The 21,912-nt window shown below is 60.9% G+C and carries 22 protein-coding genes; 19 read left to right on the forward strand and 3 right to left on the reverse strand.

From position 1 onward, the window contains the following. The first annotated feature begins 119 nt into the window (after positions 1 to 119). From FHX09_RS27255 to FHX09_RS27320, 15 genes are all read left to right on the forward strand, one after another. Positions 120 to 866 (forward strand): GntR family transcriptional regulator, encoded by a 747-nt coding sequence (locus FHX09_RS27255; protein ID WP_183721431.1) that lies wholly within the window; start codon positions 120 to 122, stop codon positions 864 to 866. 4 nt (positions 867 to 870) lie between these two features. Then, a complete protein-coding gene (locus FHX09_RS27260; protein ID WP_132592718.1) occupies positions 871 to 1,656 on the forward strand; it encodes a transporter substrate-binding domain-containing protein in 786 nt (261 codons plus the stop codon). An 82-nt stretch (positions 1,657 to 1,738) separates the two neighbouring features. Next, positions 1,739 to 2,410, forward strand: coding sequence for an amino acid ABC transporter permease (locus tag FHX09_RS27265; protein WP_037083812.1), 672 nt, complete (start codon positions 1,739 to 1,741; stop codon positions 2,408 to 2,410). Further along, positions 2,407 to 3,066 (forward strand): amino acid ABC transporter permease, encoded by a 660-nt coding sequence (locus tag FHX09_RS27270; RefSeq protein WP_184450916.1) that lies wholly within the window; start codon positions 2,407 to 2,409, stop codon positions 3,064 to 3,066. Before FHX09_RS27265 ends, FHX09_RS27270 begins: the two co-directional genes overlap by 4 nt. Then, positions 3,044 to 3,769, forward strand: a complete 726-nt coding sequence (locus FHX09_RS27275; RefSeq protein WP_132592714.1) for an amino acid ABC transporter ATP-binding protein — start codon at positions 3,044 to 3,046, stop codon at positions 3,767 to 3,769. The genes FHX09_RS27270 and FHX09_RS27275 overlap by 23 nt, the downstream gene beginning before the upstream one ends. A 328-nt stretch (positions 3,770 to 4,097) precedes the next feature. Then, positions 4,098 to 4,283 carry a hypothetical protein gene (locus FHX09_RS30170; RefSeq protein WP_246699521.1) on the forward strand — a complete coding sequence of 62 codons (186 nt, stop codon included), beginning with the start codon at positions 4,098 to 4,100 and terminating at the stop codon, positions 4,281 to 4,283. A gap of 355 nt (positions 4,284 to 4,638) precedes the next feature. Beyond that, the gene (locus FHX09_RS27280) at positions 4,639 to 4,977 is read left to right on the forward strand and encodes a hypothetical protein (protein ID WP_246699522.1); all 339 of its coding nucleotides are present in this window, start codon (positions 4,639 to 4,641) and stop codon (positions 4,975 to 4,977) included. A 704-nt stretch (positions 4,978 to 5,681) separates the two neighbouring features. Beyond that, on the forward strand, positions 5,682 to 5,933 hold the full coding sequence (locus tag FHX09_RS27285) for a hypothetical protein (RefSeq protein WP_184450919.1): 252 nt from the start codon (positions 5,682 to 5,684) through the stop codon (positions 5,931 to 5,933). Positions 5,934 to 6,106: 173 nt separating this feature from the next. Then, a complete protein-coding gene (locus tag FHX09_RS27290) occupies positions 6,107 to 6,883 on the forward strand; it encodes a FadR/GntR family transcriptional regulator (protein WP_183721556.1) in 777 nt (258 codons plus the stop codon). A gap of 39 nt (positions 6,884 to 6,922) precedes the next feature. Continuing rightward, positions 6,923 to 7,906 (forward strand): D-erythronate dehydrogenase, encoded by a 984-nt coding sequence (gene denD / locus FHX09_RS27295; RefSeq protein WP_132592706.1) that lies wholly within the window; start codon positions 6,923 to 6,925, stop codon positions 7,904 to 7,906. A 1-nt stretch (position 7,907) separates the two neighbouring features. Further along, positions 7,908 to 8,684 (forward strand): SDR family oxidoreductase, encoded by a 777-nt coding sequence (locus FHX09_RS27300; protein WP_183721441.1) that lies wholly within the window; start codon positions 7,908 to 7,910, stop codon positions 8,682 to 8,684. 98 nt (positions 8,685 to 8,782) lie between these two features. Next, a complete protein-coding gene (gene ugpC, locus FHX09_RS27305) occupies positions 8,783 to 9,850 on the forward strand; it encodes a sn-glycerol-3-phosphate ABC transporter ATP-binding protein UgpC (RefSeq protein ID WP_184450921.1) in 1,068 nt (355 codons plus the stop codon). 160 nt (positions 9,851 to 10,010) lie between these two features. Next, positions 10,011 to 11,327: an ABC transporter substrate-binding protein gene (locus FHX09_RS27310; protein WP_132592777.1), complete on the forward strand. Its 1,317-nt coding sequence runs from the start codon at positions 10,011 to 10,013 to the stop codon at positions 11,325 to 11,327. A gap of 94 nt (positions 11,328 to 11,421) precedes the next feature. Next, entirely contained in the window at positions 11,422 to 12,354 is a 933-nt protein-coding gene (locus FHX09_RS27315; RefSeq protein ID WP_183721444.1) for a sugar ABC transporter permease, read from the forward strand. Positions 12,355 to 12,370: 16 nt separating this feature from the next. Further along, the gene (locus FHX09_RS27320; protein ID WP_007799699.1) at positions 12,371 to 13,270 is read left to right on the forward strand and encodes a carbohydrate ABC transporter permease; all 900 of its coding nucleotides are present in this window, start codon (positions 12,371 to 12,373) and stop codon (positions 13,268 to 13,270) included. A gap of 24 nt (positions 13,271 to 13,294) precedes the next feature. Here FHX09_RS27320 and FHX09_RS27325 read toward each other — a convergent pair whose 3' ends face one another. Both FHX09_RS27325 and FHX09_RS27330 read right to left on the reverse strand, forming a co-directional pair. Continuing rightward, positions 13,295 to 13,969: an aldolase gene (locus FHX09_RS27325; RefSeq protein WP_184450923.1), complete on the reverse strand. Its 675-nt coding sequence runs from the start codon at positions 13,967 to 13,969 to the stop codon at positions 13,295 to 13,297. A gap of 14 nt (positions 13,970 to 13,983) precedes the next feature. Continuing rightward, positions 13,984 to 14,982 carry a LacI family DNA-binding transcriptional regulator gene (locus FHX09_RS27330; protein WP_183721450.1) on the reverse strand — a complete coding sequence of 333 codons (999 nt, stop codon included), beginning with the start codon at positions 14,980 to 14,982 and terminating at the stop codon, positions 13,984 to 13,986. 242 nt (positions 14,983 to 15,224) lie between these two features. On the opposite strand from FHX09_RS27330, the gene FHX09_RS27335 reads away from it, so the two are divergent. From FHX09_RS27335 to otnK, 4 genes are all read left to right on the forward strand, one after another. Continuing rightward, positions 15,225 to 16,541, forward strand: a complete 1,317-nt coding sequence (locus tag FHX09_RS27335) for an MFS transporter (RefSeq protein WP_183721453.1) — start codon at positions 15,225 to 15,227, stop codon at positions 16,539 to 16,541. Between the two features lie 69 nt (positions 16,542 to 16,610). Next, positions 16,611 to 17,555, forward strand: a complete 945-nt coding sequence (ltnD, locus tag FHX09_RS27340; protein WP_184450925.1) for an L-threonate dehydrogenase — start codon at positions 16,611 to 16,613, stop codon at positions 17,553 to 17,555. Positions 17,556 to 17,568: 13 nt separating this feature from the next. Further along, positions 17,569 to 18,345 carry a 2-oxo-tetronate isomerase gene (gene otnI / locus FHX09_RS27345; protein WP_184450927.1) on the forward strand — a complete coding sequence of 259 codons (777 nt, stop codon included), beginning with the start codon at positions 17,569 to 17,571 and terminating at the stop codon, positions 18,343 to 18,345. Between the two features lie 3 nt (positions 18,346 to 18,348). Beyond that, positions 18,349 to 19,629: a 3-oxo-tetronate kinase gene (otnK, locus tag FHX09_RS27350; RefSeq protein WP_184450929.1), complete on the forward strand. Its 1,281-nt coding sequence runs from the start codon at positions 18,349 to 18,351 to the stop codon at positions 19,627 to 19,629. A gap of 938 nt (positions 19,630 to 20,567) precedes the next feature. Here otnK and FHX09_RS27355 read toward each other — a convergent pair. Then, positions 20,568 to 21,461: a GGDEF domain-containing protein gene (locus FHX09_RS27355; protein WP_245505522.1), complete on the reverse strand. Its 894-nt coding sequence runs from the start codon at positions 21,459 to 21,461 to the stop codon at positions 20,568 to 20,570. Positions 21,462 to 21,912 lie beyond the last annotated feature (451 nt).

A 21,912-nucleotide genomic window follows, 5' to 3' on the forward strand; every position in this document is an offset into this window, starting at 1 on the left:
ATTTGGCCGCGGCCCAACACATATGACTATGATCTAGGCGAATGCGCCCCAACACTTCTGTAATGAGTTGATATTATTAATTTCATTAGACTGGCATACACCTTGCTTACCCGTCTTGTATGCAAGATAGCCATACAGCTGAGACCACGCAGAACAACATCGAAGAGGCCATCATCTCGGGCATTCTATCCGCCCGGATCAGGCCCGGCACGCGGCTGAGCGAAAACCAGCTGGCGTCGGTCTTCGGCGTGTCCCGAACCCGGGTGCGGGAGGCGATGATGCGGCTCGAAACGCGTGGCATCGTCACCGTAAGCCCTCGACGGGGCTGGTTCGTGGTCGAGCCGTCCGCCGAAGAGGCGATGACTGTCTATGAAGCAAGGCGCGCCATCGAGTCGGGCCTGCTGCGTGGCATGCGCGCGCTCACGGACGAGGGGCGGAAGGTTCTTATCGCCCATTTGGACGAGGAAAAGGCTGCGATGGCCGCCGGCGACCGCCAGCGCCTCACCTGCCTCATGGGTGATTTCCATATCCGCATTGCCGAACTGGCCGGCAACGCGATCCTTGTCGAAATCCTGCGCGACCTCACCGCCCGCACGATCCTCATCTCGATGCTCTACCAGTCGGAGTTTCACGCCGGGCAGTCCCATGAGGGACACTGCCGTATTTTCGAAGCGATGGAGGCCGGCGATTTCGTCAGGGCCGCCGAGCTTTCCGTCGAGCATCTGGACGAGGTGGAGACCGGCCTGGATCTCACGACGCGCCCCGACCCTCTCGCCGAACTGCGCAACTCCCTGTCGCTCCCTCCCAGGACCGTACCCGCCCAATCGTCGGGCACACGAAAAAACGCAACCTCAAAGGAGAAATGAACCCATGCTGACAAGAAGAACATTCTTCGCAATCGCAACGCTCGCAGCCGCCGTCGGCTTCGGTTCCGCGTCCCATGCCGATGCGCTCGCCGACATCACCGCGCGTGGCACGCTGCGCGTCGCCGTGCCGCAGGATTTCCCGCCTTTCGGCAGCGTCGGCACCGACATGGCGCCGATGGGTTACGATATCGACGTGGCCAACCTGATCGCCGAAAAGCTCGGTGTTAAGACCGAACTCGTGCCAGTCACCAGCGCCAATCGCATTCCCTACCTGCAGACGAACAAGGTCGATCTCGTCATTTCCAGTCTTGGCAAGAATCCGGATCGTGAAAAGGTCATCGATTTCTCGGCAGCCTATGCTCCGTTCTTCAACGGCGTGTTCGCGCCCGGCGATCTTTCCGTCGCCAAGGTGGAAGACCTTTCCGGCAAGACCGTCGGTGTCACCCGCGGCGCAGTCGAAGACCTCGAGCTGACGAAGATCGCGCCGGCCGATACCACGATCAAGCGCTACGAGGACAACAACGGCACGATCTCCGCCTTCCTCTCCGGTCAGGTCGAGACCGTTGCGACCGGCAACGTCGTTGCCGCCGCCATCCTCGCCAAGAACCCGCCGAAGCGCCCGGAACTGAAGTTCCTCATCAAGAACTCCCCCTGCTACATCGGCCTCAGCAAGGAGCAGCCGGCGCTTCTGGAAAAGGTGAACGGCATCATCGCCACCGCCAAGGCCGATGGCACGCTAAACGCCATCGCCCAGAAGTGGCTCGGTACCGACCTCCCGAAGGACCTCTAAGGAAACCGCGCGTTCAGGGTCATCCCGCGCCAGACGTGGGATGACCCAGGTCACCGCCGGTATCGAAGAGAGGGAGAATTTCGTGAGCTACCATTTCGAATTCGGATGGCTGCTTCAGTATTACCCGCAGATCGTCAAGGGCATACTGATCACCATCGAGCTTATCGCGATCGGCGGTGTGCTCGGCATTTCACTCGGCACTTTCTGCGCCTGGGTACGCGCGCTTGGACCTGCCTGGCTGAAACCCGTGATCGCCGCCTACGTCGAGCTGATCCGCAATACGCCGTTCCTGATCCAGCTTTTCTTCATCTTCTTCGGCCTGCCGTCGCTTGGCCTGCAGCTTAACGAACTGACGGCTGCCAATCTCGCCATGATCGTCAATCTCGGCGCCTATAGCTGCGAGATCATCCGCGCCGGCATCCAGGCGACGCCGAAGGGACAGTTCGAGGCGGGCGCCAGCCTTGCCATGACGCCGTTCGAAACCTTCCGCCACGTCGTTCTCGTGCCCTCGCTCCAGCGTATCTGGCCGGCACTCTCCTCGCAGGTGGTGATCGTCATGCTCGGTTCCTCGGTCGTCTCGCAGATCGCCGCCGAAGACCTGACCTTCGCCGCCAACTTCATCCAGTCGCGCACCTTCCGGGCCTTCGAGGCCTATATCGTCTCGACCGCCATCTATCTGGCGCTGGCGATCCTGCTTAGGCAGGTGCTTTCGGCCGTTGGCGGGTTCATCTTCCCGAGGAGACTTACGCGATGATCGAGTTTACCGTCTGGGACATCCTGCGCAACCTGCTGCTTTCCACGCGGTGGACCATTCTCCTCTCGCTCGTCTCCTTTATCGGCGGCGGCGCGGTCGGGCTGATGCTGCTCTTCCTGCGCATCAGCAAGCGGAAATCACTCAGGGCCTTTGCGAAATACTACATCGAGCTTTTCCAGGGCACGCCGCTCCTGATGCAGCTCTTCATCGCCTTCTTTGGGCTTGGCCTTTTCGGCATCGACGTGCCGGCATGGCTTGCCGCCGGTCTGGCTCTGATCTTCTGGACTGCCGCCTTCCTCGCCGAAATCTGGCGCGGCTGCGTCGAATCCGTCGCGAAAGGCCAATGGGAAGCCTCCGCCAGCCTCGGCATGGGCTGGCTCCAGCAGATGCGTTACGTCATCCTGCCACAGGCCTTGAAGGTCGCCGTGCCGCCGACGGTCGGCTTCTCCGTCCAGGTCGTCAAAGGAACGGCGCTGACCTCGATCATCGGCTTCGTCGAATTGTCCAAGGCAGGCACCGTCGTCACCAACGCCACCTTCCAGCCCTTCACCGTCTACGGGTTCGTCGCCCTCATCTATTTTGCGCTTTGCTGGCCTCTGTCGAAGAGCAGCCAGATCCTCGAAAGGAAGCTCAATGTCGCTCATCGAAATCACTGAAGTCCGCAAGAGCTACGGCACGAACGAGGTGCTGAAGGGCATCAACCTGGACGTGGAGCCCGGCGAAGTTATCGCCATCATCGGCAAGAGCGGTTCGGGAAAATCGACCCTGCTTCGCTGCATCAACGGCCTTGAGACCATCACTCAAGGCTCGATCTCGGTGGCCGGCGCCCAGCTTCTGGACGACGAGGTGCATTTGAAGGCGTTGCGCCTGAAGGTCGGCATGATCTTCCAGCAGTTCAATCTCTTCCCGCACCTGTCAGCCGGCGGCAACGTCATGCTGTCGCAAACCGTCGTCAAGAAAACGGCGAAGGCGGATGCCGAAGCGGTCGCCCGCAAGATGTTGGATCGCGTCGGCCTTGGCCATAAGTTCGATGCCTATCCCGACCAGCTTTCAGGCGGCCAGCAGCAGCGCGTCGCCATCGCGCGGGCGCTTGCCATGCAGCCGATCGCACTGCTTTGTGACGAGATCACCTCGGCGCTCGACCCGGAACTCGTCTCCGAAGTGCTGGCTGTCGTGCGCGAACTTGCCGCCGAGGGCATGACCCTGCTTATGGTGACGCATGAAATGAAATTCGCGCGTGATGTCTGCTCGCGCGTCCTTTTCATGCATGAGGGCAAGGTCCATGAGATCGGTCCACCGGAAGAGTTGTTTGCCGATCCGAAGACGCCGGAGCTGAAGCAGTTCTTGGGCGTTCATTGATTGGTAAGAGCTTGTTAATCAAACTGAGTGGGAGAACTTACCCCCGCGTTCCGAAGTCTCAACCCTGCGGCCTTCGTCAGGTTGAGCAGGAAGGATCCCTTCGATGCCGGCCGCCCTTCCTGCTGAAAACAATGCCGCCGGCGGGGAGCGCCGAGAGCTGTAACTGTCGGGTGGTGTCGGAACGCATGCGGATTGGTGGGCCGCGACAGAAAGGCTCAGTGAGGCGGGCGAGGGCGGCGGTCAAGTGTTCGTGATAGCCCTCGCATCTGCTTGATGGTGCGGCATTTTCGCGTCAAGGACGCAAATCATCGCGGCGGGGAGATTCCCTATGAGCAGATTTCACGTATTTGCGGCAGCTGGAATGATCATTTGTCTGACCGCGATCATTTCAGCTTGTACGACGACACCACGAAATCCGAACCCGCCTGATTACCAATACCAACCGAGGACGTCCGTGAATCCGGCCTGTGCGGGTGGGTTCAGACCGAGCAACGAGCGGTCGTGCAGCTACTGACCCGGTTGCGACTTGGTCCCACTTGGCCCCCGGCAACTCGGGACGCGGCTCGATGGACTGGCTGAGCTTTACGACCATCGGGCGCGACGAACTATTCGACCTGATCGCCGGAAACGTTTAGGGCGCGAAATGCGCGCTTGCCCGCCGAAAATGCGGTCTTTCTCTTCAAGCTCACCAACGGCCGGCGCGGTCACCAGCGGCGCCAACGCAAGCAGCGCGCCGGCCGGTTGACTCTGCTACGCGGCCGACCGCCAGGCTGCAACCCATCCGCGAAAAGCGCAAGTCTCGGCACACGCAACGTTCATTGGCGGTTCAGGCTTGATGGCTTTATGTAGTTGGCGAGGAGGAGTTCATGATGAAGAAGCTCTTATCCGCCCTCGCAGCAATGAGCCTGGCTGCATTTTTCGCCCTGCCGCTAAACGCCACGCCGATGTTCGTGTCGATATCCGAGCAAGCGCAAACCGGCGATATCGTGCAGATCAACAACCGGCACTATGGTTATTGGCGTTCGGATCGCTATTGGAACCGGCGCTACGCCTACCGCTCCTGCCGTTACTACGGCAACTGCTACCCTCGCCACTACGGGTACCGCGGTTATCCGAGGTACTATGGCTATCCTCGGTACTACGGCGGCTATCCCGACTATTACGGCTATCAGCGGCGGTCGGGAGTGACCCTGTATTTTGACTTCTAGCCGGTAGCGCTCGCAGGTTAGCAGAAGGGTCGCAACGATTGCGACTCAGCGACGATCCAAAACGGTTCACCCCTCAATGCGGCCGTTGCTCTCGTTCGGGCGGCGGCTTTTTCTTGCGTTGTCAACCGCAGACATCGGAATCAAAAAAGACCGTCTCGGGTTTAGCCGGGGCGGTCAACGCGGATTCGATGTCCGCTGACGCGGTGAAGGGGAGGAACACCGGGCGCTGCTGCTCGCCTCATGGGAGGGCAATGAGGCGACGACAGCCTATCGGCTGACCGCACCTTGCGAAGCTATACAGAGGTTTGCCTGAGCTGGACTCTGGAATGGGCCGCGCCGCAGTCACCATCCAAGGGCGTACCACAAGGTAACGCTTGCGGCACCTTCACGTTCGATGGAAGACTTCGTCGGTCAGGAGCAGGAGAAAGTTCTCGTCGTCGATCTTATTCGCAACTTGGCCGTCTTCGGTCATATAATCGACGACAGGTGCCCGAGGTTTCCCGTCTGGCGGGGATGACGGAAATTTTCGTTGTTCGACAATAACGAGGCGGCGTCCGGAAGCGTGTGCACAGTTTATTCGTGCAGTATTTTCAAAGATAGGCATTTGCGATCACGAGGGTTGATATCGGTGCGAACCGCAGATGGGGTTCCATCTCGTGGGGATCAATAGCCCGAATGGGTTGGCCGCGTCTAAGGAGCGCAGCATGCTCGTCGGCGCGAAGGCCGGCGGGTTTTCTTTTTACCACGACGAGACCAAGCAAACGCCCGGCGCCGGCTCCCCGCCGCCGGGCCTGATGCGGACCTGGATGCGCTGCAGGAGATTAACTGGTGTCGCGAAGAGGGTTCCGGCCGCCAAGCAGTTGGCCCGCGCGCCTATTTTGAAGTTCTTGCGGAAGGGAAATCAGGTACTGCAAAAAATGCGTCGCAGAACATTCGCGCCGCTCTCAGATCGTTGAGCGTGACTTCGTCGACCACATGCCGAGGCGCAAGGTGAGCAACGGCGCCGTTGCACAGCCGATTTTTGATGCAGTGCAGCGACGAACCTCTATTGACTGGACATGATTTTCGCGGCTCCATGACAACTGATCTGCTGGACCAACCAGTGGGTCAGTTAGAGGTGATGACGGCGATGAGCGGCAGCCCGATACTCACACAGATGCCGAAGGTCGGACAAAGTCTCGACCGGCGCACGGCTCGTGACCTCATCGCCGACAAGCTGATGGTGCTAATCGCCACCAACATGCTGCGTCCTGGCGACGTCTTGCCGGGTGAACGGGAACTCGCCAACGTGCTTCATGTCAGCCGCGAGACCGTGCGCGGTGCCATCCAGACGCTTTCCGCGCGCGGCATCGTCGAGGTGTCTCAGGGCAGCCGCACGCGGGTCTGCAATGTCGACCTCAGTCATCTCACCGTTACCATCGCATCGCCCAACGCCATCGACAGCTACGATCTCGACGATGTTCATGCGGCCCGGTTGCATATCGAGCTGAAGGTCGTCGGCGATGCTGCCGATCGGATTGATGAAGAGACGCTGGGCAAGCTCAAAAGCCTGCTCGAAGCGCAGAAGTTGTGTGGCGATGACGCCATGCGCTTCCTGATCTGCGATCGCGAATTCCATATCGGAATCTATCGGGCATGCGGAAACCCGCTGCTTTGCGATTTCGTCACCGATCTTTACACCTACATGATGGACCACCGGCGCAGCGCGATGTCACGGCCGGGCGCCATAGATGCGAGCTACGACGACCACACCGAGATCGTGGAGGCACTGGAGCGGCGCGACCGGGACGCGGTGGTTGGCGCCTTTCGACAGCATCTCACCCGGATCTACGACACGACGAAGGAACTGCTTGGCGCAACTGGGCAGCCGAAGCGGGAAAAGAGCAAGAGCAGGACGAAAACGTGATCCGGCTTGGCCGGCAGCAGGTAGAAAGGTTCACCGAGTATGCATGTCATGGTGATTGGAGCGGCCGGGATGGTTGGCCGAAAGTTGGTGGAGAAGTTCGCCGCAAAGGCAGACGTGCTTGGCTACGATATTTCCAAGCTGACGCTGGTTGATGTCATCGAACCGCCGGTGCCGCAGGCGCTGTCGGCCGCTGCAACGACACTTGCGCTTGATCTTTCAAAAGACGGTGCGGCTGAGAAACTCGTCGCTTTACGGCCCGGCGTGATCTTCCACCTCGCGGCGATCGTTTCCGGTGAGGCCGAGGCTGATTTCGACAAGGGCTACAAGGTCAATCTTGACGGAACGCGGGCTCTGTTCGAGGCGATCCGCCATGAGGGTTTGCGGGAGCCCTATGTCCCGCGCGTCATCTTTGCCTCATCGATCGCCGTTTTTGGAAAGCCTTTTCCGGAAAAGATCGGCGATGAGTTCTTCACCACGCCACTGACGAGCTACGGCACGCAAAAGGCGATCTGCGAACTGCTTCTCGCCGACTATTCGAGGCGCGGCATTTTCGATGGTGTCGGCATCCGCCTGCCGACGATCTGCATCCGCCCCGGCAAACCCAACAAAGCGGCATCCGGCTTCTTTTCCAATATTCTCCGCGAGCCGCTGGCAGGTCAGGAGGCAGTGTTGCCGGTGGACGAGAACGTGCGCCACTGGTTTGCAAGCCCGCGTTCGGCGGTCGGTTTCTTCATTCATGCCGCGCGGATGGATACGTCTGCGATCGGCCCGAGACGCAATCTGACCATGCCTGGCCTTTCCGCCCTCGTTGGTGAAGAGATCGAGGCGCTTCGGCGTGTGGCTGGTGAGAAGGCCGTCAAGCTCATCCGCCGTGAGCCCGACCCGGTTATCGACTCGATTGTTTCAGGCTGGGCGACCGATTTCGACGCACGGCGTGCTTGCGAACTGGGCTTCAGAGCCGAAACCAACTTCGACGAGATCATCAGGATCCATATCGAAGACGAACTCGCAGGACATATTTGAGATGGTTCGCGCTTTGAAATCCGGCGAAGGCAAGATCGCATTGGTGACGGGCGGTGGCACGGGCGTCGGACGCGGCGTCGCCGAGGCCTTGAGCACGGAGGGTTATACCGTGGTCATCACCGGCCGGCGCGCCGACGTGCTCGACAAAGCCGCTGGCACAATAGCGGCGCAAACGGGAGGAACCGTGCGGGCGATCGTTGCAGATATCGGCGACCCGGCTGCGGTCGCGCGCCTTTTCGAAACGATCCGCACGCAGTTCGGCCGGCTCGACCTCTTGGTCAACAATGCCGGTTCCACCGTGCCGCCAGTGTCGCTGGAGGATGTGACCTTCGAGCAATGGAGCGGTATTGTCGCCGTAAATCTCACGGGTGCCTTTCTCTGCACACAGCAGGCATTCCGGCTGATGAAGGCGCAGGTGCCGCGCGGCGGGCGGATCATCAACAACGGCTCGATTTCGGCCCAGACGCCGCGGCCGAACTCAGCACCTTACACGGCCACCAAGCATGCGATCACGGGGTTGACCAAGTCGACCGCGCTCGACGGGCGCAGATATGACATCGCCTGCGGCCAGATCGATATCGGCAATGCCGCGACCGACATGACGTCGAAGATGAATTCCGGGGTGTTGCAGGCAAATGGCGAGACCGCCAGTGAGCCGACGATCCCGGTCGCGCATATCGCAAAGGCCGTTGTCTACATGGCAAGCCTGCCGCTGGAGGCGAATGTGCTGACGATGACGGTCATGGCGACGAAGATGCCGCTGGTGGGGCGAGGGTAAGGGCAGTCGAGAGGGAACCGGACGGGGTCCAAGAACGGCATGAGGAGGCCGCCGGACAATCCGCCGATTTCAGATGAAACTCACAGGGAGGAAAGCATATGGCAGGCGTTGACTTCGTCGATGTCAGAAAATCATTCGGAGCCTTTCCCGTCATCAAGGGCGTGAACATCGAAATCGAGGATGGCGAATTCGTCATCCTTGTCGGCCCCTCGGGCTGCGGGAAATCGACGCTTCTGCGAATGCTGGCCGGGCTTGAAAACATTTCGGCGGGCCAAATCCGCATTGGCGACAAGGTCGTCAATACCCTGCCGCCCAAGGATCGGGATATCGCCATGGTATTCCAGAACTATGCGCTTTACCCGCATATGACGGTCGCCGACAATATGGCCTTCTCGCTAATGCTGAACGGCTCGCCGAAATCCGAGATCGACAAGCGCGTCGGCACCGCGGCGGGAATTTTGGGGCTTTCAAAGCTGCTTGACCGCTATCCGCGCCAGCTCTCCGGCGGCCAGCGCCAGCGCGTGGCCATGGGCAGGGCGATCGTGCGCGATCCGCAGGTGTTTCTCTTCGACGAACCGCTGTCGAACCTCGATGCGAAACTGCGCGTAGCCATGCGCGCCGAGATCAAGGAACTGCACCAGCGGCTGAAGACGACGACCGTCTACGTCACGCATGACCAGATCGAGGCGATGACGATGGCCGACAAGATCGTCGTCATGCATGACGGCATTGTCGAGCAGATCGGTTCCCCGCTTGAGCTTTATGACAGCCCCGCCAATCTTTTCGTCGCCGGTTTTATCGGCTCGCCGGCGATGAACATGATCAAGGGCAGGCTCGATCCGCAAAATCCGAACAGCTTTATCGCAACCGATGGGATGGCGCTGCCCGTCGCCCGGCCGCCGTTGGCGGGAAGGGGGCGCGATCTCATTTACGGCCTGCGGCCGGAATATATGTCGCTCGACCCGAACGGGTTTGCCGCCAGTGTCGCGGTTATCGAGCCCACCGGCTACGAAACGCAGATGATCGTGCGCTTCGGCGCAACGGACGTCACCTGCATTTTCCGCGAACGCGTGAACGTTAAGCCGGGAGAGGCAATCCACTTGTCGATCGATGCCAATCACGTTCACCTGTTCGATGCCGAAACCGGAGCGCGGCTGACCGACTGATACCGCCCCGTTTGCGGCTGCGCGAGGGAAGAGGAGCCCTGGCGCATCCGGTTTCGGGGCCGGCTTTTCCGGCCGTGCCGGAAGCCATTGCCGCCGCATTCGCCAAACGGGACGGCGGGTGCCGGTACGGATATGTCCCGTGCCACGAAGGAGGAGCATGATGACTTTCAAGAGACGTGATTTTCTTACCGCATCTGCCGCGATCGCGGGCATGGCCGGTCTTTCGCCTTTCGGCATCCGTCCGTCTTTCGCTCAAGCGGCGGAACCGGCCTACAAGCCGGAGGAAGGTGCAAGCCTGAGGCTGTTGCGCTGGACACCCTTCGTCAAGGGCGATGAGGATGCATGGCTTGCCAATACCGCAAAATTCACGGAAGCGACCGGGGTTGCGGTCCGCATCGACAAGGAAAGCTGGGAGGACATTCGCCCGAAGGCTGCGGTCGCTGCGAATGTCGGGTCCGGGCCGGATCTGGTGATGTGCTGGTTTGACGACGCCCACCAATACCCGGACAAACTTGTCGATCTGACCGAGCTCGCCAACTATCTCGGCGGCAAATATGGCGGATGGTACGATGGCGTGAAAGGCTATGCGACGCGCGACGACAAGTTCATCGCCATGCCGCTGACGGCCATCGGCAACGCCGTCTGCTACCGTGACAGCCACATGAAGGCGGCCGGCTTCAGCGAGTTTCCGAAGGATACCGATGGTTTCCTCGAACTCTGCAAGGCCATGAAGGCCAAGGGAACGCCCGCCGGGTTCCCGCACGGCAAAGCCGTCGGCGACGGCAACAACTATGCCCATTGGCTGCTCTGGAGCCATGGCGGCAAGATGGTCGATGAAGGCGGCAAGGTTGTCATCAACAGTCCCGAGACGCTGAAGGCGATCAACTATGCCAAGGCGCTGTACGAGACCTTCATTCCGGGCACCGAGAGCTGGCTCGACATCAACAACAACCGCGCCTTCCTCGCCGGCCAGGTGTCGCTGACGGCCAACGGCGTCTCGCTCTATTATGCGGCGAAGAAGGACCCGGCGACGGCGGAACTTGCGGCCGATATCCGCACCACCAACTTCCCGGTCGGCCCGGTCGGCCAGAGCGTCGAACTGCATCAGACGAGTTCGCTGCTTTTGTTCAACCACACGAAATATCCAGAAGCCGCCAAGGCTTACATCAAGTTCATGATGGAGGCCGACCAGATGAATGCCTGGATCACGGGCTCCAGCGCCTATTGCTGCCAGCCGCTCAAGGCCTTCGCCAGCAATCCTGTCTGGACGTCCGACCCGATCCACGCGCCCTATGCGCGCGCTTCCGAAACGCTGCGTCCCAACGGCTATGCCGGGCCGCTCGGCTATGCGTCCGCCGGTGTGATGGCCGACTATGTGCTGGTCGACATGTTCGCGACCGCCGTCACCGGGCAGAAGACACCGGAAGAGGCGATTGTCGAGGCTGAGCGCCGAGCAAACCGCTATTACCGGGTCTGAGCCGGCAGCGGCCCGCAAGGCCGCGAAGATAGGGTATCGGCGGAAATGCTGCCGCCGGTCCCCATTCCCAAATTCGTCATACGGGAGATGTCCGATGCCCAAAGTATCGTCCAGGAAGCCGCCATCGGCGATGGCTTCGCTCATGCAGAACAAGAATATGATCGGCTTCCTCTTCATGCTGCCGGCCGCCGTCTTCCTTGTCTGCTTCCTGACCTATCCGCTTGGTCTGGGCGTCTGGCTCGGCTTCACCGATACGCGCATCGGCCGTGACGGAGTGTTCATCGGGCTGGAAAATTACATCTTCCTTGCCGAGGACTCGGTGTTCTGGCTCGCGGTCTTCAACACGCTTCTCTACACGATCGTCGCGTCGATCCTGAAATTCGTCTTCGGGCTCTGGCTGGCGCTGCTTTTGAACGAGAACCTGCCGTTCAAATCCTTCTTCCGGGCGATCGTGCTCTTGCCCTGGGTCGTTCCGACGGTGCTTTCGGCGCTGGCCTTCTGGTGGATCTACGATGCGCAATTCTCGATCATCTCCTGGTCGCTGATGCAGCTCGGCGTGATCGACAGCCCGATCAACTTCCTCGGCGATCCGACGAATGCCCGGGCCTCGGTGATCGCAGCCAATGTCTGGCGCGGCATTCCCTTCGTCGCCATTTCGCTGCTCGCCGGCTTGCAGACCATTCCCGCTTCACTGCAGGAGGCGGCATCGCTGGACGGCGCGACAAGCTGGCAGCGCTTCCGCTACGTCACGCTGCCGATGCTGACGCCGATCATTGCCGTCGTCATGACCTTCTCGGTGCTGTTCACCTTTACCGACTTCCAGCTCATCTACGTTCTCACCAAGGGCGGGCCGGTGAATGCGACGCATCTGATGGCGACGCTGTCCTTCCAGCGCGGCATTCCCGGCGGACAGTTGGGCGAGGGGGCGGCGATCGCCGTGGCGATGATCCCCTTCCTGCTTGCCGCTATCATGTTCAGCTTCTTCGGCCTGCAGCGCCGCAAATGGCAGCAGGGCGGCCAGGATTGATTGGGGGAGAATGACAATGGCCACGACCGTTAAATCCGAAGACGCCGTTTTGACCGATGACGTACAAGGAATGAGCTATCTCAATCGCCTGCCGCGCCGGATCGTGATGGTTTATCTGCCGATGGCGGTATTCGTCTTCGTGCTGCTCTTTCCGTTCTATTGGATGGCGATCACGGCGATAAAGCCAAATTCGCAGCTGACCGACTATACGAACTACAGCCCCTTCTGGGTGGTCGGCCCGACGCTCGATCATATCAAGTACCTGCTGTTTGAGACCTCCTATCCGGGCTGGCTGTGGAACACGATGCTGGTTGCGACCTGCGCGACGTTTCTGTCGCTCGCAGCTTCGGTCTTTGCGGCCTACGCGATCGAGCGGGTGCGGTATTCGGGCTCGCGGCCGGTGGGGCTGATGATCTTTCTCGCCTACCTCGTGCCGCCCTCGATCCTTTTCATTCCGCTCGCCTTCATCGTCTTCAAGTTCGGCATCTACGACACCAAGTTGGCGCTGATCTTTACCTATCCGACCTTCCTCATTCCCTTCTGCACGTGGCTGCTGATGGGCTATTTCAGGTCGATCCCGTTCGAGCTCGAGGAGAGCGCACTGGTGGATGGCGCGACACGCTGGCAGATTCTGATCAAGATCATCCTGCCGCTGGCCGTCCCCGGATTGATATCGGCGGGTATCTTTGCGTTCACGCTGTCCTGGAACGAGTTCATCTATGCGCTGACTTTCATCCAGTCTTCGGAAAACAAGACCGTGCCCGTCGGTGTGCTGACGGAACTTGTCCGCGGCGACGTGTTCGAGTGGGGAGCGTTGATGGCGGGTGCGCTGTTCGGCTCGCTGCCGGTGGTGATCCTCTATTCCTTCTTCGTCGACTATTACGTCTCGTCCATGACCGGGGCGGTGAAGGAATGAACACCTTGAAGTACGATCACGTATTCAATCGTGGTCGTGGTCGTGGTCGTGATGCGACGGCAGGTCGAGGCCGAAGGTCTTGGTAAGATCGGCCACTTGCGCCGGGCTGAGGTAGCGGGGGTTGAGATTGCGCAGCAACAGATAGAGCTTCGCCGTCTCCTCCAGCTCCTCGGTAGCGAACACCGCCGCCTCCAGGCTGTCGCCGGCGACGACCGGTCCGTGATTGGCCAGAAGCACCGACGAATATTTGCCCGCCAGCCCGCGGATTGCGTCGGCCACCGCCGGATCGCCGGGGCGATAGTAGGGAACGAGCGCCGTCTGGCCGGCGCGCATGAGATAGTAGGGGGTCATCGGCGGCAGGGCGGCGCGCGGATCGATCTCCGGCAGCATGGTCAGCGCCACCGCGTGGGTGGAGTGAAGATGGACGATGGCGCGGGCGCTGCCGCGCGTATCGTAAAGTGCCGTGTGAAGCGGAATTTCCTTGGTCGGCTTGTCGCCGGCAAGATGCCGGCCTTCGGCATCCAGCCTTGAGATGCGGGCCGGATCGAGGAAGCCGAGCGAGGCGTTTGTCGGCGTGACGAGCCAGCCGCCATCGTCCAGCCGCAACGAAATATTGCCGGACGAGCCGGGCGTCAGCCCGCGCTCGAACAGCGAGCGGCCGTAGCGGCAGATTTCCTCACGCAGGCGCGTGTCGGACATGACAGTTCCTCCAATCAGGCGGTTGCCCCTTCGATCAGCTCGAAACCGAGATCGACGACCTGGGGTGGTGCGTTGGCGACGACGAGCTGCGCTGCCATCTGTCCCGTCGCCACGCGCGGCGTGCGGATGGTCGACAGCGGCTGCGGCGTCGCCCGGCCGATATCGAGGCCGTTGTAGCCGAAAATGGCAAGCTGCGAGGGGATCGAAATCCCCCGCGCCAGGCAGTGAAAATAACCGCCGAGCGCCATGTCATCATTCGAGAAATAGACTGCTTCGAGACCGGGCGTGCGGGCGAGCAACCGCTCCAGCCCCAGCCTGCCGTTCTCCACGGATGATGCTCCAGCCAGAATTTCGTGGTCGGCGAGCGGCGCGTCATGCGCGCCGAGCGTTTCGCAAAAGCCGGAAAACCGCTTGCCGGCGCGGGTATCGCGGTTCAGGTCGTGACCGACATAGCCGATCCGGCGATAGCCCCGCTTGAGCAGGAAGGCGGCACTGTCGCGTCCGGCCGCGCGGTTCGAGAAGCCGACCGCCATGTCGAGAGCATCGCCGTCCACATCGAGCAGTTCCACGATCCGGCAACCGCTCGCGCGCAGCATCTTTACCGTGCCCTCGGTGTGCTCGTATCCTGCCAGCATGACCGCAGCCGGCCGCCAGGCGAGCATCGCGGCGGCGAGCGCTTCCTCCTTGTCGGGATCATAATCAGTGACGGAGAAAACTGCCTGATACCGGTTTTCCTCCAGGACGGCGCTGGCGCCTCGCAGCACATCGGGAAAGACGATGTTGGACAATGAGGGAATGACGAAGGCGACAAGACGCGAACCGGTCGAAGCCAGCGTTCCCGCAATCCGGTTCGGCACATAGCCGAGCCGCTCGACCGCAGCCATCACCCGGTCCCGCGTCTTGCCGGAAAACGAGCCGTGGTTGCGCAGCACGCGCGACACCGTGCTCTCGCCGACACCGGCTGCTTCGGCGACCTCGGCCAGCGTCACCGTCGCCTGATGTTTGAAGTCCATGGTCACTTTTGAACCCAGCTCTGCGACGACTTCCTCGTCAGCGGGTATGCCCGCGCGATGATGCATCGGCGCCCATTTTTCACCGCTGCCGCCAAGAAGCAAGATTTTTTTGGCAGCGCTACCAATTTTGTGTTGGCAGCGCTGCCAAAATGGATTAATGAAAATGGCAGCGCTGCCAAAAGTGGCTTGGCGTGCCGCGGGAGGACCGACTGAGACCGCGGCAACAATTGGAGGAGAAAATCATGACGCTGCAGACGCAGGCGCCAGTCGATGGCGTGTACGCCGCACAGGCGGTGGAAGACCGTGCCTATGGCAGGGTCTTCTGGCGCATCGTGCCCTTTTTGATGCTGTGCTACGTGGTCGCTTATCTCGACCGCGTCAATGTCGGTTTCGCCAAGCTGCAGATGTCGAGCGAGCTCGGCCTGTCGGAAGCCGCATACGGCGTCGGCGCAGGCATTTTCTTCATCGGCTATTTTCTGTTCGAAGTGCCGAGCAACATCATCATGAACAAGGTCGGCGCGCGGGTGTGGATCGCCCGCATCATGGTGACCTGGGGCATCATTTCCGCCGCCTTCATGTTCACCTCGTCGGAAACCGTCTTCTATGTCCTGCGTTTCCTGCTGGGCGTTGCGGAAGCCGGATTTTTCCCCGGCATCATTCTCTATCTGACCGCCTGGTATCCGGCCCATCGCCGCGCCAGGATCATCACGACGTTCATGTCAGCGATCCCGATATCCGCCATTTTCGGCAATCCGCTTTCGGGCCTCTTGATGGACAGTTTCCACGGTACGCACGGCCTTTCCGGCTGGCAGTGGATGTTCCTCATCGAGGCCATTCCAGCCATCCTTTTCGGCGTCGCCACGTTCTTCTACCTTGATGATAAGATCGGTGACGCGAGATGGCTGAGCGATGAGGAAAAGCAGGTGCTGACGACGAATATCGAGGCGGAGAACAAGGCCAAGGTCGCAAGCCCGCACAGCATTGCCGGAACCCTGACGGACCGCCGCGTCTGGCTGATGTGCCTGATCTATTTCTGCTTCGTGCTCGGGCAATACGGCCTGAATTTCTGGATGCCGACCATCGTCAAGGCCTCGGGCGTCACCGGAAACCTGAACATCGGACTGATCTCTGCGATCCCCTATATCTGCACCTTCGTCGCCATGCTGGCGCTCGGTCGCTCCGCCGACCGGCTGCGCGAACGCCGGTGGCACCTCGTCATTCCCGCGCTCATCGCCGCCGGCGGCTTTGTCGCGGCGACTTCGGCGACAAGCACGACGGTCGCAATCGTCTGCCTCTCGCTGGCCGCTGCAGGCGCCATCAGCTGCGCGCCACTCTTCTGGTCGCTTCCGACCGCCTTTCTTGCTGGTACGGGGGCTGCGGCCGGTATTGCCTGGATCAATTCGGTTGGCAATCTCGCCGGGTTCCTCGGGCCGTTTCTGGTCGGCTATCTGAAGGACCTCACCGGCACCAACAGCGCTGGCATGTATTTGCTGGCAGCAGCGCTGATCATCGGTTCGCTGGCCGTGCTGATGGTGCCTGCGCAAACCGTCAATCGCTAGATCTCGACCCCTCCGGGTGGCCGCATCCGGAGGGGCAGCTTTTCCCTTACAAGACTGGAGAACATCGTCATGTCACCGCTTGCTGAAAACCCAGCCCCCGCCGTTGTCGCGGCCGTCATAGGTCTGGGTTCCATGGGGCTTGGAATGGCCCGATCGATGAAACGCGCAGGTCTCGACGTCGTCGGCTACGACATCACGCCTGCGGCGGTGGATCGCTTCGTCGCCGAGGGTGGCCGCGGCGCGGCCACGCCCGCCGGCGCGGCAGAAGGTGCCGATATCGTTGTTTCTGTCGTCGTCAACGGCGCGCAGACCGAGGCCGTCCTGTTCGGCCCCGAAGGCGTCGCGAAGACGATGAAGCCCGGTGCCGTCTTCGTCTCCTCGGCGACCATGGATCCAGCCGTCGCACGCGACCTGTCGCAACGGACCGAGGCGCTTGGGCTCAATTATCTCGATGCACCGATTTCGGGTGGTGCCGCCAAGGCGGCCAGCGGCGCCCTGACGATCATGGCATCCGGCTCCATGCAGGCGTTCGACGCAGCCCGCCCGGGTCTCGACGCCATGGCCGGCAAGGTCTACGAACTCGGCGACGCGGCCGGAACGGGTGCTGCCTTCAAGATGATCAACCAGCTTCTCGCCGGCGTGCATATCGCGGCCGCCTGCGAAGCGATAACCTTCGCCGCCAGGCAGGGTCTCGATCTTAACAAGGTCTACGAGGTGATCACGGCTTCGGCCGGCAATTCCTGGATGTTCGAAAACCGCGTGCCGCATGTGCTGGCCGGAGACTATACGCCGCTAAGCAGCATCGAGATTTTCGTCAAGGACCTCGGCATCGTCCAGGACATGGCCCGCTGCGAGCGTTATCCGGTGCCGCTGGCGGCCGCGGCTCTGCAGATGTATCTGGCCGCTGCGGGTGCTGGCATGGGGCGTGACGACGATTCCTCGCTCGCGCGCCTCTACGCCCAGCTCTCGGGCGCTCAATTGCCCGGTGGCGCCAAAGAGCCGCAGAGCCTGTAAAGGGAACTTCACCATGCCGGTTTTCGCCGCCAACCTGACGATGATGTTCAACGAATGGCCCTTCCTCGACCGCTTCGACGCGGCGGCCGATGCCGGCTTTTGCGCCGTCGAATATCTCTTTCCCTATGAAGCCCCGCCGGAGGCGATCGCCGAACGGCTTGCCCGCAACAATTTGCAGCAGGCCTTGTTCAATCTGCCGCCGGGCGACTGGGCCGCCGGCGAGCGGGGTATCGCAGCGCTTCCAGGACGCTTCGAAGCATTGAAGTCGGATGTGGAGCGGGCGCTCGACTATGCGGCAGCGACGGGCGTGAAGCGGTTGCATCTGATGGCCGGTCTTGCCGATCCCCATGACGAGGACGCCGCCTCGTCTTACCGGCGCTCCGTCGCCTACGCTGCCGGGCGGCTTGCGGAGGAGGGCATCGACCTCCTGCTTGAACCGATCAATGGGCGAAACATGCCGGGATATTTCCTCAATGACTTCGGCGCCGCAAAGCGGCTGATCGCGGACCTCGGCCTACCGAACCTGAAGCTCCAGTTTGACATCTATCACCGCCAGATCATCCATGGTGACGTGGTCATGGCCTTGCGCCGCCTCATGGCGATCACCGGCCATATCCAGATTGCCAGCGTACCGTCACGCAACGAGCCGGACGGGGAGGAGCTCAACTATCCCTATCTGTTCGGCGAAATCGACCGCCTTGGCTATGACGGTTTCATCGGCTGCGAGTACATCCCGCGCGGCCACACACTGGACGGTCTTGGCTGGTTCAGACCTTTTGCACGGAGCTAGACGATGGCTATATTGCTCGGATCGATCGCGGACGACTATACGGGCGCGTCCGACCTTGCCAACACGCTGACGAAAAACGGCCTGCGCACGGTGCAGACGGTCGGCATCCCCGATCCGTCGCTGGCGCTGCCGGACGTCGACGCGGTCGTTGTTTCCCTGAAGATCCGCTCGGTGCCTGCCTCGGACGCGGTAGCGGCCGCGACTAAGGCGGAACGATGGCTGCGCGCGCGCGGCTCGGCCCATGTGCTCTACAAGATCTGCTCGACTTTCGATTCCACCGATGCCGGCAATATCGGTCCGGTCACCGAGGCGCTAAGCGATGCCGCGGGCGGTGGCGTTGTGCTGGTGACGCCCGCCTTTCCGGAAACGGGCCGCACCGTCTATCTCGGCCATCTCTTCGTCGGCGGACAGCCACTGAACGAAAGCCCGCTCAAGGACCACCCCCTCAATCCGATGCACGACGCCAATCTCGTGCGCGTGATGGCCAGGCAGTCGCGTGGATCAATCGGGCTGATCGACCTGCCGTCAATTGCGGCGGGACCGGATACGCTCAGAGCCCGGCTCGAGGTCCTGCGTGAGGCAGGTGTCAGGTCGGCAATAGCCGATGCGGTCTTCGAACGCGATCTCGAGACGCTCGGCGAGATCGCGCTGGAAACGCCGGTGTCCACCGGCGCGTCGGGCCTCGGGCTTGGCCTTGCCCGCGCACTTGTCCGCTCAGGTCGGGCCTCTGCCGGCGGCACTGTAACGGCAAACGCCATTCGCCCCGTCGGCGGGCTTTCGGCGATCGTCGCCGGCAGTTGCTCCAGAGCGACGCTCCGGCAGCTTGAGGTCGCCGAACGATCGATGCCGGTTCTGCGGCTCGACCCGGAGCGGCTGCTGGCCGGTCCAGATGAGATTGCCGCAGCGATTTCGTGGGCTGGAGACCGCATCTCGGCCGGTCCGGTTGTCGTCGCCGCGAGTGCTGCGCCGGAAACCGTTTCCCGGCTGCAAGCGCAATACGGACGCGACGCATCCGGCCATGCGATCGAAACCGCAACCTCGATCATCACCGCCGAACTGGTGGCAAGAGGCGTGCGGCGCCTGGTCGTTGCCGGCGGCGAAACCTCGGGTGCCGCCGTCGACAGGCTCGCCATTCCGGCATTTCTGATCGGCCCGGAGATCGCGCCTGGCGTGCCGGTCTTGCGCACGATCGGCAATGCGCAGGGCGATATGCTGCTGGCGCTGAAATCGGGAAACTTCGGAGGCGAGGATTTCTTCACGGCGGCGTTGGCGATGATGCACTGAGCAAGATACCGAAGTGCAGGATAATGCAGCCGTGTATGAGATCCAGGAGAACGCGCCTTAAAAGGGCTTTGAACCGCCCTTTAGCCGAATTCGACAATTCCGGAAGTCCGTGTCAAAATTCCGAAAATTCGCGGCGGGCTACATTGAGGCGCTCTCGAGCTTTCAAGTCCGGTTCGTTCAGTTCATGAACCAGATCGTCAACTTCGTGTGCTGGCCGTCCGTCGAGAGGCATACCTCGGGCGTAAACGGGCCATCCCGTGAAGGTGTCAACGACAGCCCACCTTGCTGCGACCTTCGCGCTCCTACCTACCTGATAACGAAGGGGCGGCGTGTCGGGCTTGATAGGGGAAATGTAGTGTGACGGGGCTTGTTAGCAGGAGTATCTGAACGATCCACAACCAGCATTCCTTCCCCAAGGGTGGGATACTGAGAGGAGAACCTTCGTTGGGGGACGGTTTGCACCTGTTCCTGGGGCGAAGGCTCCCCCCTATCCCGCCCCTTGGGGCAGGACGGCTGCAGAGTACAGGATTGAAGCTGAGTTGCCAGTGGGACTTAAGTCCGAGTAAGCGCCACTGCAAAACCGGCTGACAGAAATGTAAAATCACGCGACGGCTACATCTCTTTTGCTCGAGGCATCGGTGAGCAGCGCGATCACCGCGACGACACGCGGATCGTGGAGGGTAGAATAGTCCTCCTCAAGGACAACAAACTCATCCCCGGAATGCCTGTCGAAGTCTTCGTCCAAACCGCAGAACGAACCGCACTCTCATACCTCCTCAACCATTCTCAGACCAGATGATGAAGGCGTTCAGAGAGGAGTAGCTCATTTTTGCTTCTGCAACGAAATGTGTAGTGAAAGAGACATTATCCATTATCCCATCGATGCTTGGAGGATATTGCCGCCGGAAGCTTTCGCCGGCGCGGCAAAGGCGATTGTTCTATGACCTCAGATGCGATTTGCGCGCGGTCGCGTCATTCGACAGCTCGCTATAAGCAACAGCGCAATCTCGTCCGGACCTTTTTGCCGCATAGAGCGCGCGGTCCGCTTTCTCCAGAAGGTCCGAAGGATCGTCCGCACTGGAGGTTGTGAATGAGACACCCACGCTGCCTGTGAAACGAATTGTGTTTCCGTCAACGCCCGTTGTTTCAAGTTGGGCGATTTTCTTGCAGAGGAAGCGGGCGTATTCTGCCGCATGATCGGCGCAGGGAGCATCGTAGACAACCACGAATTCTTCGCCACCAAACCTTGCCGCGAGCGGGTTGGATAGATCCGGAATGTTGGCCAGCAGGTCTGACAGCGATTTGAGACAACGGTCTCCAGTCGGATGCCCGAATCGATCGTTGATGGCCTTGAAGTGATCAATGTCGATGAGCAAGATCGCGGTTCCTGTCTCCGACGTTGACCTGAGGATCGACGCCGCGAGAAATTTCTCGAACATCCGTCGGTTCGCCAGGCCCGTTAGCGGATCCTTTTCAGCCAGCACTTGCAACACGAGGTTGGTTCGCCGAAGTTCAGACGCGGTGCTTCCATAAGACATGACTGCATCGCCAATGAGCGCGAGCTCCTTGAGTTTTGGCCGGTCCGTTGCGGCCTTTAAGGCTTGGTCCTTCTCGATCCGGTCGAGATTCACGATGGCCGCGACGATCGGGGCGGTCAAATGCCTGCGGGCCAGAGCGAGCAGCATCGCCACAAGGATTGCCGGGATAGTGAGGAAGACGATTACCAGGTAACGGACTTCTACTGCGCGTTCTTGTATTCCCGCCGCGATGTCGTCGGCGACGAAAGCGGAGTTGTCACTTGTCTCCTTTGCCATCTTCTCGATGATCCGCATGGCCTCCTCGTAGGCCGAGAGGTCGGCGAGCGATTGGCTAGACTCCTGCTGACCGCCGGCCCGTTCCGCCGCTTGATCGCGATGCTGCTGATGAGCGGAGACGATCGACTTGGCAAGACCGGCAACTTTCTTTGAACCGTCGATCAGGATTGGCGAGCCGTCGAAACCAAAACCTTGAGCTAGGGCCTGTATCTGAAGCTGAAGTTGCCGCTCGAGACGCCGATCGTTGGTGAGAAAGACCGCCCTTACGAGGGAAGACATTCTTTCGATCTTAACGGCGTTGCGTGTCTGGGAGAGGATGAGAGGAATCTGCTTCTGGCGGGTTTCGATCGCTTCGTGTTCAATTCGCGTTAGCAAAAGTGCTGCGCCTATCGCGGCCACTGCGCAATATGCGACGACGACTGCGAGCAAAATCCTTCCGGCAGACCGAAGCGAGATGTTCCACGATGAA

Source organism: Rhizobium sp. BK538 (genome assembly GCF_014197575.1).
Classification (GTDB): Bacteria; Pseudomonadota; Alphaproteobacteria; order Rhizobiales; family Rhizobiaceae; genus Rhizobium.

Bases quoted from the DNA above. Each gene is read 5' to 3' on its own strand.
- ugpC (WP_184450921.1), top strand. From the start codon at position 8,783: ATGGCAGGCGTTGACTTCGTCGATGTCAGAAAATCATTCGGAGCCTTT.
- FHX09_RS27310 (WP_132592777.1), top strand. From the start codon at position 10,011: ATGACTTTCAAGAGACGTGATTTTCTTACCGCATCTGCCGCGATCGCG.
- otnI (WP_184450927.1), top strand. From the start codon at position 17,569: ATGCCGGTTTTCGCCGCCAACCTGACGATGATGTTCAACGAATGGCCC.
- FHX09_RS27320 (WP_007799699.1), top strand. From the start codon at position 12,371: ATGGCCACGACCGTTAAATCCGAAGACGCCGTTTTGACCGATGACGTA.
- FHX09_RS27325 (WP_184450923.1), bottom strand. From the start codon at position 13,969: ATGTCCGACACGCGCCTGCGTGAGGAAATCTGCCGCTACGGCCGCTCG.
- FHX09_RS27355 (WP_245505522.1), bottom strand. From the start codon at position 21,461: ATGCGGATCATCGAGAAGATGGCAAAGGAGACAAGTGACAACTCCGCT.
- FHX09_RS27315 (WP_183721444.1), top strand. From the start codon at position 11,422: ATGCCCAAAGTATCGTCCAGGAAGCCGCCATCGGCGATGGCTTCGCTC.
- ltnD (WP_184450925.1), top strand. From the start codon at position 16,611: ATGTCACCGCTTGCTGAAAACCCAGCCCCCGCCGTTGTCGCGGCCGTC.
- FHX09_RS27280 (WP_246699522.1), top strand. From the start codon at position 4,639: ATGAAGAAGCTCTTATCCGCCCTCGCAGCAATGAGCCTGGCTGCATTT.
- FHX09_RS27275 (WP_132592714.1), top strand. From the start codon at position 3,044: ATGTCGCTCATCGAAATCACTGAAGTCCGCAAGAGCTACGGCACGAAC.
- FHX09_RS27255 (WP_183721431.1), top strand. From the start codon at position 120: ATGCAAGATAGCCATACAGCTGAGACCACGCAGAACAACATCGAAGAG.
- FHX09_RS27335 (WP_183721453.1), top strand. From the start codon at position 15,225: ATGACGCTGCAGACGCAGGCGCCAGTCGATGGCGTGTACGCCGCACAG.
- otnK (WP_184450929.1), top strand. From the start codon at position 18,349: ATGGCTATATTGCTCGGATCGATCGCGGACGACTATACGGGCGCGTCC.
- FHX09_RS27285 (WP_184450919.1), top strand. From the start codon at position 5,682: ATGCTCGTCGGCGCGAAGGCCGGCGGGTTTTCTTTTTACCACGACGAG.
- FHX09_RS30170 (WP_246699521.1), top strand. From the start codon at position 4,098: ATGAGCAGATTTCACGTATTTGCGGCAGCTGGAATGATCATTTGTCTG.
- FHX09_RS27260 (WP_132592718.1), top strand. From the start codon at position 871: ATGCTGACAAGAAGAACATTCTTCGCAATCGCAACGCTCGCAGCCGCC.
- FHX09_RS27330 (WP_183721450.1), bottom strand. From the start codon at position 14,982: ATGGACTTCAAACATCAGGCGACGGTGACGCTGGCCGAGGTCGCCGAA.
- FHX09_RS27270 (WP_184450916.1), top strand. From the start codon at position 2,407: ATGATCGAGTTTACCGTCTGGGACATCCTGCGCAACCTGCTGCTTTCC.
- FHX09_RS27300 (WP_183721441.1), top strand. From the start codon at position 7,908: ATGGTTCGCGCTTTGAAATCCGGCGAAGGCAAGATCGCATTGGTGACG.
- denD (WP_132592706.1), top strand. From the start codon at position 6,923: ATGCATGTCATGGTGATTGGAGCGGCCGGGATGGTTGGCCGAAAGTTG.
- FHX09_RS27290 (WP_183721556.1), top strand. From the start codon at position 6,107: ATGAGCGGCAGCCCGATACTCACACAGATGCCGAAGGTCGGACAAAGT.